At 48.1% G+C, this 15,818-nt stretch carries 14 protein-coding genes; 4 read left to right on the top strand and 10 right to left on the bottom strand.

Going from position 1 to position 15,818, the window contains the following annotated elements; genetic code table 11:
* The first annotated feature begins 526 nt into the window (after nt 1–526).
* From G6R29_RS06320 to mscL, 4 genes are all read left to right on the top strand, one after another.
* The gene (locus G6R29_RS06320; RefSeq protein WP_213809498.1) at nt 527–1,015 is read left to right on the top strand and encodes a YbaK/EbsC family protein; all 489 of its coding nucleotides are present in this window, start codon (nt 527–529) and stop codon (nt 1,013–1,015) included.
* A 125-nt stretch (nt 1,016–1,140) separates the two neighbouring features.
* Nucleotides 1,141–1,314, top strand: a complete 174-nt coding sequence (rpmF, locus tag G6R29_RS06315; RefSeq protein WP_091501350.1) for a 50S ribosomal protein L32 — start codon at nt 1,141–1,143, stop codon at nt 1,312–1,314.
* Nucleotides 1,315–1,462: 148 nt separating this feature from the next.
* Entirely contained in the window at nt 1,463–3,175 is a 1,713-nt protein-coding gene (locus tag G6R29_RS06310; protein ID WP_213809497.1) for an NFACT RNA binding domain-containing protein, read from the top strand.
* A gap of 38 nt (nt 3,176–3,213) precedes the next feature.
* Nucleotides 3,214–3,600 carry a large-conductance mechanosensitive channel protein MscL gene (gene mscL, locus G6R29_RS06305; RefSeq protein WP_213809515.1) on the top strand — a complete coding sequence of 129 codons (387 nt, stop codon included), beginning with the start codon at nt 3,214–3,216 and terminating at the stop codon, nt 3,598–3,600.
* A gap of 83 nt (nt 3,601–3,683) precedes the next feature.
* Here the strand turns inward: mscL and G6R29_RS06300 are convergent, their stop codons facing one another.
* The 10 genes from G6R29_RS06300 to glmM all read right to left on the bottom strand — a co-directional run bounded on the left by G6R29_RS06300 (nt 3,684) and on the right by glmM (nt 15,805).
* Nucleotides 3,684–4,316 (bottom strand): deoxynucleoside kinase, encoded by a 633-nt coding sequence (locus tag G6R29_RS06300; RefSeq protein WP_213809496.1) that lies wholly within the window; start codon nt 4,314–4,316, stop codon nt 3,684–3,686.
* 90 nt (nt 4,317–4,406) lie between these two features.
* Nucleotides 4,407–5,018, bottom strand: a complete 612-nt coding sequence (gene ruvA, locus G6R29_RS06295; protein WP_213809495.1) for a Holliday junction branch migration protein RuvA — start codon at nt 5,016–5,018, stop codon at nt 4,407–4,409.
* A gap of 15 nt (nt 5,019–5,033) precedes the next feature.
* Complete coding sequence (locus G6R29_RS06290; RefSeq protein ID WP_213809494.1) at nt 5,034–5,804, bottom strand: class A sortase; 771 nt, start codon at nt 5,802–5,804, stop codon at nt 5,034–5,036.
* 67 nt (nt 5,805–5,871) lie between these two features.
* On the bottom strand, nt 5,872–6,678 hold the full coding sequence (locus tag G6R29_RS06285; RefSeq protein ID WP_213809493.1) for an HAD-IIB family hydrolase: 807 nt from the start codon (nt 6,676–6,678) through the stop codon (nt 5,872–5,874).
* A 60-nt stretch (nt 6,679–6,738) separates the two neighbouring features.
* Nucleotides 6,739–8,217, bottom strand: a complete 1,479-nt coding sequence (ffh, locus tag G6R29_RS06280) for a signal recognition particle protein (protein ID WP_213809492.1) — start codon at nt 8,215–8,217, stop codon at nt 6,739–6,741.
* 36 nt (nt 8,218–8,253) lie between these two features.
* Nucleotides 8,254–8,595 (bottom strand): YlxM family DNA-binding protein, encoded by a 342-nt coding sequence (ylxM, locus tag G6R29_RS06275; protein ID WP_213809491.1) that lies wholly within the window; start codon nt 8,593–8,595, stop codon nt 8,254–8,256.
* Nucleotides 8,595–10,013, bottom strand: a complete 1,419-nt coding sequence (ftsY, locus tag G6R29_RS06270; RefSeq protein ID WP_213809490.1) for a signal recognition particle-docking protein FtsY — start codon at nt 10,011–10,013, stop codon at nt 8,595–8,597. The genes ylxM and ftsY overlap by 1 nt, the downstream gene beginning before the upstream one ends.
* Nucleotides 10,014–10,039: 26 nt before the next feature.
* Entirely contained in the window at nt 10,040–13,600 is a 3,561-nt protein-coding gene (gene smc / locus G6R29_RS06265) for a chromosome segregation protein SMC (RefSeq protein WP_213809489.1), read from the bottom strand.
* Between the two features lie 18 nt (nt 13,601–13,618).
* A complete protein-coding gene (gene rnc / locus G6R29_RS06260; protein WP_213809488.1) occupies nt 13,619–14,314 on the bottom strand; it encodes a ribonuclease III in 696 nt (231 codons plus the stop codon).
* Between the two features lie 123 nt (nt 14,315–14,437).
* A complete protein-coding gene (gene glmM, locus G6R29_RS06255; RefSeq protein ID WP_213809487.1) occupies nt 14,438–15,805 on the bottom strand; it encodes a phosphoglucosamine mutase in 1,368 nt (455 codons plus the stop codon).
* Nucleotides 15,806–15,818 lie beyond the last annotated feature (13 nt).

The following is a 15,818-nucleotide window of genomic DNA, read 5'->3' as shown; positions in this document are numbered from 1 at the left end:
CCCTGTCATGGCAGTAATGATTCGCAAGACCCCACATCGCTTTTCTTCTATTTGAAACGTGCTATAATGAATGCATAGAAAAAGGAGCTGCTGAAACAGCTCCTTTGGCAGAAACCGCAGCGCGGTGGCTAGCCTCATCAAAGTTACAAAGAAATAACCTTACAAGGCCGCTCAAAGCATCGTAAGGTTATTTTCTTTAACGGTCAATTACGTTAATGTTCACTTCGATGGTGATGTGAATCACCTTCGAAGTGACAAAAGTAATCACAGCTAAGACGATATCTTTTAAAGACATCTGGCTTCACCTTTCAATCAATGTAAGGTGAAGCCTTTTGTTTTTTCAACATAAGCATCACCCCCGTTTCGGGCTAGCCACCTTCGTGCTTTTTCTGTCGCTGTCATTATAACAGGAAATCCTGACAAACGTTGACAGGTCAAGCTTTGTCGCTTATTCTTTACTAAACAAATTGAGCTTTTTATTCTATTAATTAAGCACACGTTTTTTGATCATAAAAAGGAGGCCAACATGACCAAAGCAACCGAGCAAGCAGCCTTAGACCTACTAGCTAAGGCAAATGCCAAGTACGAATACGTCGAGCATCCCCCACTTCATCATTTAGATGACGATACAGCTCCGGCCGGAATGCCTAAAATGAAGAACCTATTATTCAAGACGAAACGGGACGAAAATTTTTTCCTGTACATGACCAAACAGGACAGAATCGACATAAAACACCTTGCTGAAGAATTAGGCACCAGCAAAAGTCAACTCCGCTTCGCGTCGCCTGAGGACTTACTTGCCTTGCTCGGCCTCACCCCGGGAACGGTCAACCCGCTTGCGCTTGCTTTAGACAGTGAGAATCGCATCGAATTTCTGGTCGATCAAGAAATCGTAAATGATAACAAGATGTCTTGCCACCCGAACCAAAACGAAGCCTCCGTCACTATGAGTTGGTCCGAATTCAACAAAGTACTAAATTTTGTTCATCATAAGGCTCACATCATTTCAGAATAAGTTAACCTAATCTGTTTAGAAAAATCGCATAATTTCTAATGACTTTGCTCCCTACTTATTGACAACATCGTAAAACTTAGATAAACTTAAAAAGTTGATAAATTGAACCGAAAGGAGGTGCCGGAATGGCTACCCCATCAAACAAGAATTCTAAGTCTCACAAGCGTAACCGCCGCGGACACATCGGTTTGAACGTGCCAAACATTACTTTGGACAAGACCACTGGTGAATACCGTGTTGCTCACCGCGTTTCTCCTTCTGGAATGTACAACGGTAAGCAAGTTACTGAAAAGAAGTAATTTAAATAAAAGAGTTCCTCGTACTTCGGTACGGGGATTTTTTTATGCCCTTTTTTCTTTTAAGACTCTTCAAAAGTCAGGCCCGAACCCTTTATTTCAGGCTTGCATGCTTTATAATGGATGGTAAGGATAAAAAAAGGAGAAGCTCATGCCCCTTGATGGTCTCTTCGTGCACGCTCTTGCGCACGAACTAAACGAAAAACTGGCCGGTGGACGCATTACAAAGGTGCACCAGCCCTACCAAAACGAAATCATTTTAGTCGTTCGTAATAACCAGACGAACTACCCTGTTCTTCTCTCTGCTCACCCAGCTTACGCCCGGGCTCAGATTACAGGCATTCCATACCAGAACCCAAAGACGCCAACGAACTTTGCCATGTTCTTGCGTCGTAACTTGGAAGGTGCTCGTTTGGATTCGGTTACTCAAGTGGAAAACGACCGAATCTTGCACTTTGCCGTGAAAACACACGATGATTTGGGCGACGAACAAACTTTGCTCTTAACCCTTGAAATGATGGGACGGCATTCTAACCTCTTCTTGGTTCGTGAAAAAGACCAACGAATCTTAGAGTTGGTTAAGCACGTGCCAGCCGATCAAAACCGTGTTCGTTCACTAATGCCTGGGGCAACTTACACGTTGCCACCAAAGCAGAACAAAGAGAACCCATTTGATTCAAATCTTGGTTCATTAGCAAAAATCTTGCTCGACCAGGATAAGGACAGTTGGGTCAAAAGTATTCAACAAAGTTTCCAAGGTTTCTCGACGCAATCAGCACAAGCGCTCGCCAAGGAGTTGACCGAAGCATCTGATGCTTTGGCCACAACGAAAGCTTGGTTGGATTACTTTAACCAGCCAAAGCCAACGCTCTTCCGTGCAGAAAACGGAAAGCTTTCATACGCTGCATTCCCATGGAAGCAAGACGGTGAACAGACTACCTTTGACTCGCTAGGTCAGTTGCTCGATGCCTACTTTGCAGGTCAGGCCGAAGCGGATCGTGTGAACCAACAGGCCGCGACGCTTGTTCGACTCGTTAAAAACGAACTGAAGAAGAACGAGACGAAGGAAAAGAAACTCAACCAAACCCTGGTTGATTCCGAAAACGCTGACAGCTTTAAGGTGAAGGGTGACTTACTCATCACCTACCCTCACTTAGTCCACAAGGGTATGAAGGAAGTTGAAATCGAGAACTACTACGATAACAACAACCTGTTAAAGATTGCTTTGGACCCACGCTTTGATGGATTACAAAACGCGAACCGCTACTTCAATAAGTACCGCAAACTACGTTCCGCAAAAGACTACGTGTTGAAGCAACTCGAAGTTACTAAGGCAGAGATTGAATACTTTGCCTCCATTCAGACCCAACTGGCCGTCGCTTCACCAAAGGATGTCGCCGACATCCGGGTTGAGCTTGTGGAACAGGGCTACCTGAAGGAAAAGACAAAGGTCAAAACCAAGGGTAAGCAAACGAAAAAGCCAAAGCACGTCATGGGACAACCGGATAAGTTTGAAGCGACCGATGGAACACTTATCGAAGTTGGTAAGAACAACCTTCAAAACGACCAACTCTCGTTGAAAAAGCAAAACCGCCAAAAGATTTGGCTCCACGTTCAAAAGATGCCCGGCTCTCACGTTCTGATTGATTCAGAGAATCCATCGGAACAGACTTTGACAGAGGCCGCGATGTTAGCCGCCTACTTCTCAAAGGCCCGCGAATCCGCGAACGTCCCCGTGGACTACTTGCCAGCCGGTAAGCTCCGCAAGCCAAACGGTGCAAAGCCGGGATTCGTGATTTTTGAAGGACAACAAACCCTCTACGTCACGCCAACGGCAGAACTTGTACAAAAGCTTCGAAAATAACGCATAAAAAAGCAGTAAAAATAGGAGGAATCATGAAAATCTTACACGAATTCAAACAGTTTATTAACCGTGGAAACATCGTTGACATGGCCGTCGGTGTTATTATTGGTGGTGCGTTCACAACGTTGGTTAAGTCCTTTACGACGAACTTGATCAACCCTCTCTTGGGACTCTTTACTGGTTCCGACCATCCACTAACGGAATTACAATTACGCGTTTCTTCTCGTTTGACCTTCACCTACGGTGAATTCTTAAACGATGTTCTCTCCTTCTTGATTACGGCCTTTGTCGTCTTCTTAATCATCAAGTTCTTAAACAAGATTTTCTTGAAAAAGAAGCAAGAAGCACCAAAGGCTCCGTCCGACGAATTGGTTACTTTGCGGGAAATCAAGGACTTGCTTGCTGAACAAAATAAGCAAAAATAATTCAATAAGAGTGCATACAAAAAGAGCTTCGTTATCTAAAACGAAGCTCTTTTTATTATGCCCAATTTAGCAATCAGGTCCTCTTAGCGAATCTCAGCCAAGGCGTTTTCGATTTGCTTCAAGACGATTTCTTGGTTCTTTGGGTCTTCTAAGTCATACTTCTGCAAGTCCACGCGAAGCTTTGGTGATTCGTCGTATTCTTCATACCATTGACGGTAAGCAGACCAAATCTTGTGGTAGTAGTTGTACAAATCGTCGTTTTCTTCGAACTGTTCATAGTCACGACCGCGCTTGCGGATACGGTGCAGGATGGTGTCAAAGTCAGCGTCGGCATAGACCATGAGGTCCGGTGCCTTCTTTGGCAATTCATGCAACTCCCCCATCATACGGGTGAGCAAGTTATGGTAAACATCCATTTCCATATCGCTGATGTTTCCATCCTTGTGGTTTTCCTTCGTGAAGAGTTCATCCTCGTAGATGGAACGGTCCAAGACGTTGTTGTCATCGGCCAAGGCCTTCTTAATCATGGAAAACCGACGGTTCAAGAAGAAAATTTGCAACAAGAAACCGTATTGCTTTGGATCCTTATAGTAAAGCGGCAAAACCGGGTTGTCACCAACTGGTTCGTAAAAGGCTTGGGTGCCAAAGTGCTTTGCTACTAATTCTGTTAAGGTTGTCTTTCCGACACCAATCATCCCCGCTGTAATTATCACCATAGATACTCCATTTCCATCTGATTGTGGCTTTGCCCGTTGTCATCAGTCTTCCAACTGAAAAGCAAAGCAAGTAAAGCTGGCTAAAAACGCTTAGCCTGTCACCAAGAGCGTTAGGCCCTTGGAGACGAGGTCAGAGGTTGACCCCCCCTGACCCAACAAGGACTTTTCGACCTTCTTGATATCCTTTGGACCATAACCCAAAGCCTCCAAAGCAGCCAAGGCATCCTCCAAATTGGAAGATGACTGAGCGCTTGCAACCGTTGAATCCGCAAAACTTTCGGACGATTGCTCTGCCAGGCTGGCGAAGTCGTTCATCTTTCCAGACAAATCCAAAACGATTTGCTGGGCGGTCTTCTTTCCAACACCTGGAAACTGCGTCAGGTAGTCAACCTGGCTCTGTTCGATGGCCGATACAAGATCGGCTGGCTTAGCACCTGCAAGAATGGCCAAAGCGGACTTCGGACCAATTCCTGAAACGTTCAGCAACTTATTGAAGAGTTGCTTTTCCGTTATGGTAGCAAATCCATAGAGGCTCATTTCGTTTTCGCGAACAATCTGTTCAACAAAGACTTGGGCCTCCTGGTTCACTTCAAAGTGATAGGGATTTGCTGGATAAATTTTGTAGCCGACCCCGTCCTTGGTTTCAAGCACAATCGTGCCTGGTGAAACCTGGGTGATCAGCCCCTTTAAGTATTCGTACATGAATCAACCTCGTGCTTATGGTAAAACGTTGGTTTTTTGTTTCTTCAGATCAAACAACATCACTTCACTGGACTTGGCTGTCTCCCAAGGACTGTAGTCCTTGTACTCAGCACTTGTGATAATGCGCTTTGTCGTGTCTGGGAAAAGGCAGGTCACAATGGTGAGCTTGGCCTTGTTGTCAATCCGTTCGTCTGGACCGAGCACCCGACCGTCGTCTTGGTCACAAGTGCTTTGTCCCACTATCTTGTACCGGTAAATACCGTTTCGATTAGCGAGGTAAACGTACTCCCCATTCAACCAAGAAGACGTACCGAAGTTACCGGATGAATCTTCGTAAGGCATGTTTTGTTTGAGCTTTTCTTGCAAGGCTGAGAAACCAGTGTAACCGTTATCCCAGTTGTGAGCAGCCAAGGTGTAGTTTCCCTGTCCCATCACCGGAACAGCAGCGCCCTTTGCCTGGGAAGTATTCGCACCCTTATCAAGAGCGGCCTTTGAATAGGCATTGTCATAAATTGGCATCAGAATGGACAGCTTTGGCATGGCAACATAACCTTGCTTGTTAATGCCAAGCCCCTTTTGATCCTCTTTTGAAACGGCGTCCGCAATTTCTTGCCGTTGCTTCTTTGAATAGGTCCCAGGCTTTTGGGTGAAGACTTTCTTAGGCGCCGTTTTGAACCATGAGGTTGCTGGTTGTCCAGAAACCCACTGGTAGCAAAGCAACACTAAGAAGAAAATGGTCAAAAATCCAAAGAACCGGTGTAAATATTTACGTAGGCGATCCGACACACTGGCCTCCCTCACAAAGCATTTCACTCTCAAGTGTACACCTCAAACTTTTCAGAAAGACGACATTCTATAACAATTTTTGTAAAATCGTCTTCAAAACACCGTCATGGCTATTATCGGCAAGCGCTTCTTTAAAGCCGCGTCCAAATAATTGAGGATCGGCGTTTGGCATGATGTATGGGTGTCCGACAAGATTGAGCATTTCAAGATCGTTCAAGCCGTCCCCAAAGGCAGCCATTTCACTTGGTTCAATGCCCATGCGCTTACCAATATCAGTTAACGCCACACCCTTGTTCACGTTGGGTGCCACAAAGTCGATGGCCCCGTAGCCAGAAGTAGTCACGTGGACGGGAAGTTTCAACTCCTGAACCTGTTCGATGAATGGCATCTCGTAATTTGGGATGTTGACCGTCATCTTCAATATTGGCTCGTCGATTTCGGACAAATCGTCAATCATTGTCAAAGACTTAAAGTAGGTTTTCGCCTTCTTAGTCCCAATTCCAAGTTCTGCTTGGGACTTCAACATATAAGCCTTATCGGTACCAGTGAAAACCAAGCCCATTTCAACTTTGTCCGAGATGGTCGCCATGATTTTAACGACTGGTTCAAAGGCAGCCTTATCGATGGCATAAGTGGCCACGACTTCGCCTTGATAGACAACTTCGGCGCCATTGTTTGCGATCAACGTGTAGTCCTGGTTCACCCCATTAAAGTACTGAGCGACTTTGTCGGGGTGGTTTCCAGTTGCGACCACAAAGGTCGCCCCAACTTCTTTTGCCTTGGCGACCATTTCTTCGTAAAGTTTATGGTCAAAGCCCTTCAAATTGTTTAAGAAAGTAGCATCTAAGTCCGTTGCAATTAATTTGACTGTCATGGTTTTACCCCATCTATCAATTGATTAATCTAAAAAGCAATCGTGAATCGATAGCGCGTCTTACTTTTTACCGCGCTTCTTCTTCATCTTCTTCATCTTACGAGCAGCTTGCTTCATGGCGAAGTTCTGCACCTTTTGACCGAAGTTACCACTAGGCATACCAGGCATTCCCTGGCCACCCATCATGGAGGACATGTCCATACCGGCACCACCCATCATTTGATCCATGCCGGAGAAGTTTCCCTTCGTGGCTTGGTTCATCATCTTCTTCATTTGGTCAAACTGCTTGATCATCTTGTTGACTTCGACAACGGGACGACCAGCACCAGCTGCCAAACGGCGGCGACGTGATGGGTTCAGCAAATCTGGATTTTCACGTTCCTTTGGCGTCATAGAAGAAACGATGGCTTCCATGTGCGTGAACGTCTTAGGGTCAATGGACATATTCTTCAAGGCAGGGTTGTTGGCCATACCAGGAATCATCTTAACCAAGTCTTCCATTGGTCCCATGTTTTGAACTTGCTTCAATTGGTCAACGAAGTCGTTGAAGTCGAAGGTGTTTTGACGCATCTTCTCCAATTGTTCGGCCTGCTTCTTTTCATCGACTTCTTTTTGAGCCTTTTCGATGAAAGTAAGCATGTCTCCCATCCCAAGGATACGAGAAGCCATACGGTCTGGGTAAAAGACATCCAAATCAGTTGGCTTTTCCCCTTGTCCGACGAACTTAATTGGCTTACCCGTCACATCGCGGATTGAAAGAGCGGCACCACCACGGGTGTCACCATCCAACTTGGTCAAAACAACACCGGTCAAGTCCAAGCAATCAGCGAATCCCAGGGCCGTTTCCGTCGCGTTTTGTCCAGTCATGGCATCAACCGTCAGCAAGATTTCATCCGGCTTAGCGATGTTTGCGATGTCTGAGAGTTCAGTCATCAAGTCTTCGTCGATTTGCAAGCGTCCGGCCGTATCGATGAAGACGTAGTCGTTGTTCTTTTCCTTGGCCTGGGCCAACCCGTGCTTTACGATCTCGCGTGGGTCAACGTCGGTTCCTTCAGAAAAGACAGGAACGTCCAAGTCCTTACCAAGGATTTCCAACTGGTCGATGGCGGCTGGACGGTAAACGTCGGCTGCAATCATCAATGGACGGGCGTTTTGTTCCTTCTTCAGCTTGTAGGCAAGCTTGGCAACCGTCGTGGTCTTACCAGCACCTTGAAGACCGGCCATCATGATGATGGTTGGAATCTTTTCTGATTGGTTCAGCGGTGCGGCTTCTTCACCCATCAAAGCTGTCAATTCGTCGTTAACGATCTTCACAACTTGTTGTGGGGCGTTCAATCCTTCGAGGATTTCGGCACCCTTCGCCTTCTCTTTGATGTTGGCGATGAACTTCTTTACCGTTGGGTAGGAAACGTCGGCTTCAAGTAAGGCCAGGCGAATTTCTCTAAGGGAAGCCTGAAGGTCTTCTTCTTTAATCTTCCCTTTTCCGGTTAAGTTTTTAAGCGCCTTATTCAGGCGGTCCGTCAAGTTTTCAAAAGCCATAGTCTGCTCACTGGGATGGCCCAGCTTGCCTCCTTTTTAGTTGATTTCTTCATTGACCATGCGGTCGATAATATCTTTCAAATGTTGGTCTTGTCCGTAGTGTTCTTCGACATAGTCCAACAGGTTTTGCTCTTCTTCTTGGCGAGCAAGAGAGTCGTGGTAGAGAGACAAAACGTCTTCATAATGTTCCAAAACGTCGACACCCTTTTTGAGATTATCGGAGACCGCTTGTCTTGAAACGGTCTCTTCTTCGGCAATCTCAATGATGGAGAAGTCGTCTTCGTAGTAGTAACGCAGGTAAGTCTGTTGCTTCTTGGCAAGTAATTCACCGTAGAAGGCTAACAGGGCACAAACCCGGTTCTTCTTTTCGATGTCCATTATTCCACCAAGTCCTTAAACATGCCGTAAACGAAGTCCTCTGCGGAGAACGTGCGCAAGTCGGATACTTTTTCCCCAAAGCCGACCCATTTAACGGGAAGGTGGAGCTGGTCGCGGATGGCAAAGACGATGCCACCCTTGGCGGTACCGTCCATCTTGGTCAAGACGAGTCCGGTAACTTCGGAGGAGTCTTGGAAGAGCTTAGCCTGTTGCAAGGCGTTTTGACCGGTCGTGGCGTCTAGGACGAGAAGTACTTCTTGGGGTGCTTCGGGTAAGACCTTTTGGATGACACGGTTCATTTTGGCGAGCTCTTGCATGAGGTTGACGTTGTTTTGTAGGCGTCCAGCGGTGTCCACGAACAAAACGTCGGCCGCTTCGGCTTTCGCCTTCTCGACCGCCTCATAGACGACCGATGCAGGATCGGCCTTCTCAGCCCCAGCAACCACCGGCACTGCCACTCGAGTTCCCCACTCCTGTAGCTGCTTAACAGCACCGGCGCGAAATGTGTCGGCGGCGACCATCATGACCTTCTTGCCTTCATCTTTATAGCGCTGGGCCATTTTACCGACCGTTGTTGTCTTTCCGACACCATTCACACCAACAAACAAGATAACCGTTGGCTCTCCCTTTGGTGCAAAGTGCATGCTTTGATCTTCGTCTTGGCCCTGCTCTTCGTACTGCTCAACCATCAAACGGATGATCAAATCACGAATGTCTTTCTTGTCCTTGATGTTTTCAAGCTTAACCGCTTCACGAACCTGGTTTGAGATAGAAATTGCTAAATCAAAACCAAGGTCTGAACCAATCAAGGTGTCTTCGAGTTCTTCAAAGAAGTCCTCATCGACCGAACGGAAGTTAGCCAAGAACTTGTTAAAGCGAGCAGAAAAGCCCTGACGGGATTTCGTCAGGCCCTTTTCATAGACCTGACTTTCGCTTTCTTCGGCCTGCTCGTCCGATTCAGAATCATCACCGGCTTCTTCACCAGCATCAGTCTCAGCATCACCATCTTCTGAATCCGCTTTTTCAGCGCCCTTTTCGGCCGCTTCCTTGGCATCTTCATCGGCATCAACTGGTGATTCAATCACGGCATCGGTGTCCGCTTTTCTGTTAACCTCAGCTTGGACATCATCACGTGACTGCAAGTTATCCGCGATGGCACGGGTTTGACTTGGACCGGCTTCATCGGCATCATCGGAGGATTCGTCGTCCTCTTCTGCTGAAGAGTCGGCCTCATCATCTTCCAAAGAAGCCCCAGACTTATCATCCGCTTCTGCTTCTTCAACGCCAAGCACGGCTTCTTCGGCTTCGGGGTTGTCGTCCGTCTGGAATTCTTCAGCGACTTCGGATTCCTCCTGCTTCACGTTTTCTTCTTGGTTGTCTACTGCTTGTTTCTTTTTGAAAATATCAAAGAGTCCCATGAAAGACCTCCATTTCTCGGCATTTGTTATTCAGCGAGTTTTTGTTCGGCCTGGTCAATGTTAACCGCGACCATCTTTGAAACCCCAGCTTCCTGCATCGTGACTCCGTAGAGCACGGCTGCGGCCACCATCGTTCCCTTCCGGTGCGTAATGGTGATGAACTGGGTTGAACCACCAAAGTTCTTCAAGTAGGCGGCGAAGCGATCAACGTTGGCTTCATCCAACGCGGCTTCGGCCTCATCCAGTACGGCGAATGGCACTGGCCGAACTTGCAGGATGGCAAAGAGCAAGGAAATGGCGGTCAAGGCCTTTTCCCCACCGGAAAGCAAGGACATCTGCTGGAACTTCTTGCCAGGTGGCTGAGCCTTGATGTCGATTCCAGTGGTGAGCAAGTGCTCCGGATCCGTCAGTTCGATTTCAGCCTGCCCACCGGCAAACATCTTCGTGAAGACGTCTTTGAAGTGTTCGGCCACTTGGTCGAAGGTTTCCTTGAAGCGAACCTTCACTTCCTGGTCCATTTCGTCGATCGTGGCTTGCAGTGTCGCCTTTGCGCGGTGCAAGTCCTCGGCCTGTTGGCTCAAGAAGGTGTGGCGTTCTTTAATTTCATCGTATTCTTGGATGGCGGCAATGTTGACCGGTCCAAGGGCGTCCAAGGCACGCTTGGTCTCACTCAACTGCTTGTCCACTTCACCGTCAGACAAATCGGATTCTGGTAGGTCTTCTTCAGATTCTACCGTCAAACCATAGGTCTGTTGCAAGGATGACACTTGCTTAGCAAGCTTTTCCTGTGCTGCTTGCAAGCGGTGGGCGGCGTTGGCCTGGTCGACCAAGGCCTTGTTCACCTCTTCTTGTTCGACAGACAAGCTTTCTTCCAACTCGTTGACCTGGTTGGTCAAGTCGGTGAAGGATTGCGTGAGCTCGTCGGTCTGCGTTGACGCAGCGGTCAGCTCTTCCTCCAAAGCGACAAGCTGTTCGGAGAGTGCTGGACCGTTTGCGGCTTGTTCAAGGCGTTCCTTGATTTCAGCCTGGCGGGCCTGCAATTCGTTTTGTTGGGTTTGCAGTTCATTCAGCAAGGTCTGCAAGCGGTGCTTGTTTTCCATCGCTGCTTCCTGCTTGGCTGAGACCGTTGCCTCTTCGGCTTGGAACTGGGCCTTTTCTTCTTGGTAGGCGGCTTGTTCTTCTTCCACCTGGGCCAAGCGGTCCGTCAGTTCCTTGGTCTTGGCTTCAGCTTCCCCCTGAACCTTTTCCTTTGCTGCCAAATCCTGCTTAGATTCAGCTTGGGCAGCTAAGGCATCCTCTTCTTCGACCTTCAAGTCGGACAAATCGAGGGTCAGGGTTTGAACCTTCGTCTCTTCTTGTGCGACGGCATCCTTCAAGGCGGTCAACTGGTAGTCGACCTGGTTACCTTGGTTTTCAAAGTCGTAGTAGGCCGCCTGCAATTCCTGTACTTGGTCGGAGAGCTTATTCACCGTTTCCTGCTTTTGGTTGCGGGCTGCAGCCAGTTTTTCAACGGCCTTTTCCTGCTTGTCCAAGGCCTCTTGTTTTTCCTTCAGGTCCGCTTGACGGGACAAGACGGAAGGACCCTGACGGTGGTTAGCACCACCGGTAATGGATCCACCGGCGTTAACCAGTTGTCCATCCAAGGAAACCACACGCATGCGGTTTTGGACGGCTTTGGCGACGCGCGTTGCCGCGTCCAAGTCGGAAACGACCAAGGTCGTTCCGAGGAGGTTGGACAAGATGTTGTCCATTCCTCGAGGCATGGAAACCAAATCGGCAGCGACACCGATGAAACCGCGTTCGCTTTCGGCACGGTAAATATCACGGGCCTGACGTGGCTTAATGCTTTCTTCTGGCAACAAGGTCACACGTCCGCGACGGTTCTTGGTCATGTAGGAAACGATGGACTTGGCCGTCTTGGTGTTGTCCACCACGACGTTTTGCAAGGCACCACCGAGGACCGTTTCGATGGCCTTCGTGTAGTCCTTTGGCACGTTCACAAGTTCGGCCACAACACCCCGGATTCCAGGGAAGTTGCGCTTCACTTGAGGGGCCATCAGGTTTTGAACCCCCTGGTAGAAGCCGGCGTAATCATCCAATGATGATTCGGCCTGAAAGATGGATTGGGCCTTGTCTAACTTGTAGGCGGCCTGTTGCCATTCTTCTTGCGCGGCTTGCGCGGCCTTCTTGGCCTGGCCTAAGTCGTCCTTTGCTTGGACCAACTTCGCGTCGTAAGGATTTTCCCCCGTTGTCTTGTCAGGGTGTTCCTTTTCATAGGCAGCGAGTTTCTTCTTAGCATCATCCAAGGCTTGTTGGGCAACTTGCAAGGCTTCTTCCTTGCGGGCCTGCTGGTCCTTGGCTTGTTCCAAAGCGCGGTCTTCAAAGGTCACCTTGTTCTTCAAGGCGGCTAATTCTTGCATGACCGAAACATAGGCTTGGCGGTTTTCTTCCAACTCAGCCTTAATGCTTTCGACCTGGGCCTGGCCGTGTTCTTCTTCAATCTGACGAATCGTTGACTTCAAAGAAATTTTCTTTTCGGTCAAGATCTTGACCTTTTCGTCGGCTTCAGCCAAATCAGAAGCAGCCTTTTCACCCTGGCTCTTCAAGTTTTCTTCTGAAGATGCCAAAGTCGATTGCTCATGCTTCAAGCTTTCTGCCTCTTGAGACGCCAACTTTTGATTTCCGATGAGCTGTTCTTTTTGCTGGGTTTTTTCCAGGATGTCTTGGTTCAACTGATCCTTGTCTTCTTGGACTTGGGTCAATTGGTTGCGGGCTTCCGTCAACTTTTGCTTGCGGGTCGCAAGCTCCGCCTGCTTCTTTTCGACGTCCTGCTTCAATTCTTGTAAGGAACCGTCTTGGTTCACGACTTGTCCTTGCAAAGACAAGATCGAACGGGTCAAACGAACCTTGTCCAACTTTTCAAAACTTTCACGCTTTTCCAAGTAGGTCTTGGCGGTTTTCGCCTGGTTTTCCAATGGTGCCAAACGCCCTTCAACTTCGGAGATGATGTCTTGAACACGGTCCAAGTTGTCATCCGTAACGGCGAGGTCGCGTTCGGCCTGCGTCTTGTTTTGCTTGTACTTGTAGACACCGGCCACTTCTTCGATGATGCCACGGCGGTCTTCGGGTTTAGCAGAAAAGATCTTTTCAACCTGTCCCTGGGAGATGATGGAGAAACCATCCTTACCCAAACCAGTGTCCATGAAGATTTCGTGGATGTCTTTCAAACGGCATTCCGCCCCGTTCAACTGGTAAGAAGACTCACCAGAGCGGTACAAACGGCGGGTGATGCGAAGTTCTGAGAAGTCAGACTGGATGTAGTGGTCCGAATTATCAAAGGTGATGGAAACCTCAGCGCGGTTTAAGGGCTTACGATTTTTTGTTCCAGCAAAAATAACGTCCGCCATTTTGTTACCACGGAGGTCCTTTGCGGACTGCTCCCCCATAACCCAGCGGATCGCTTCAATGATATTTGATTTTCCAGAACCGTTTGGTCCAACGATTCCGGTCATCCCCTTTTGAAAGTCAATGACGGTCTTATTCGCAAAGGACTTAAAACCGATGATTTCCAGTGTCTTTAATTTCATACTTCTCTACTCAGATACTTACTTTAAATCGTTAAGGGCCTTTTGTGCGGCGGCCTTTTCGGCGTCCTTGATGGATGAGCCCTGACCGTGCGCCAAAATCTTACCGTCCAATGAAACGGATACGGTGAAGACCTGGCTGTTGTCTTCATTGCGTTGTTCGTCTTCAATCTGATAAGAGATGTCGACGGTACCCTTGGCCTGCAACTTTTCTTGCAAACGGGACTTGAAGTCGATGAATTGGTCGAAGAAGTTTTCATCCACCGCCGCAAAGACCGTCTGGTTCAACAAGATTGTCACGGCCTGTTGCCCTTGATCCAAGAACAAGGCACCGATGAAGGCTTCCCAGATATCTTCAAGCAAAGAAGGGCGCTGGCGGGCACCATTCATCTCTTCACCCTTACCCAAACGGATGGCTTCGTTCAAGTGAATGAGTGAAGCAAAGTGGGCAAAGGACTTCGTTTGGACCATGGTGATGCGCATTTCAGTCAGTTGACCTTCGTCCCAGTCTGGGTAGCGCTTAAAAAGATATTCTGTCACGGACGCCTGCATAATGGCATCCCCTAAAAACTCGAGTCGTTGGTAGTCACGACCTGTTTCTTTAGGGTTTTCATTTAAATAATTACGCTGCGTGAGCGCCTCTTTCAAGAGGTCCAAATCAGTGAAGTTGATCTGGTAGTTTTCTTTCAAATAGTCTTTAAACTCAATAGGTGACAATTTCAATTCCTCTCTTGGTTCAGTTACTACCCATTATAGCAGATTTTGCCCTCAAACTCGGGGCAGAAAAGACGAAAAAAGCTAAGAAAGTCGAATGCGCTTCCTTAGCTTTTTTATTCACTCTTATTTTGCGATGCTTTGAACCGTTTGGACCAAATCATCGACGTAGGCATCAACCAATTCCTTGGTCTTGGCTTCGGCCATGACGCGAACGATTGATTCCGTTCCTGAAGGGCGAACGAGCACGCGACCGTCACCGGCCATTTGCTTTTCAACCTCTTCCATCTTTTGCTTCAAGGCAGGTTCTGCCATCACGGCGTTCTTGTCTGAAACCGCCACGTTGACCAACTTCTGTGGGTAAATCGTAACGGGTGCAGCCAATTCTTGCAGTGATTGGCCGGTTTCCTTCATGACGTTCAACAATTGAAGCGCCGTGAGCAAACCATCCCCAGTCTTGGCCCAGTCCTTAAAGATGATGTGTCCGGACTGTTCCCCACCGAGGTTGTCGTCTTCTTCCAACATCTTTTCCATGACGTAGCGATCACCGACCTTGGTCTTAACAGAAGACATGCCTTCTGCTTCCAAAGCCTTGTAGAAACCGATGTTAGACATCACCGTTGAAACCACCGTCTGGTGCTTCAAACGGCCTTGGTTGTTCATGTGCTTAGCAGTGATGAACATGATCTTGTCACCGTCAACGATGTTTCCTTCGCTATCGACGGCAATCAAGCGATCACCATCCCCGTCGAAGGCCAAGCCGGCGTCGAATTCGCCTTCTTGAACCATTTGAACGAGCTTTTCAGGATGGGTTGAACCAACGTGGTCGTTGATGTTCAAACCGTCTGGTTCCGTTCCCATGGTCTCAAAGTCCAAGCCCATGTCGGCGAACAAGCGTGGAAGCAAGTCAGCCGTTGCACCGTTGGCGCCATCCAAGGCAATCTTGAAGCCAGACAGTTCGGAAGGAACCGTCTTTTGCAAGAAGGCCATGTACTTTTGGGCACCTTCTTGGTAGTGGTTCACAACACCGATTCCTTCGGCTGAAGGACGTGGTAATTGATCCCCGTCTTTGCCATCCAAGATGGCTTCAATTTCAGCTTCCAATTCGTCTGAAAGCTTGAAACCGTCTTGACCAAAGAACTTAATTCCGTTGTCCTTGGCCGGGTTGTGTGATGCTGTAATTTGAATACCAGCGTCCGCTTCCAGGGTTTCAACCAAGTAAGCAACGGCTGGCGTTGTGATAACGCCTAATTTCAAGACGTCAACACCGACTGAGAGAAGTCCTGAAATCAAGGCTTCTTGGAGCATTTCTGAAGAAATCCGAGTGTCTTGTCCAACGACAACCACCGGCTTTTTATCCGGGTTATCATTGTGACGAGTAAGGATGGCCCCACCCGCACGTCCAAGGGACAAAGCGAGTTCCGGCGTTAATCCTTCGTTAGCAACTCCGCGAACCCCATCGGTTCCGAAGTACTTTAACTTTGTTTCTGTCATTGTTTTTTATCTC

The sequence above is a fragment of the Fructobacillus broussonetiae genome (assembly GCF_018437275.1).
GTDB lineage: Bacteria > Bacillota > Bacilli > Lactobacillales > Lactobacillaceae > Fructobacillus > Fructobacillus broussonetiae.
This window is presented reverse-complemented; position numbering and strand designations above follow the sequence as displayed.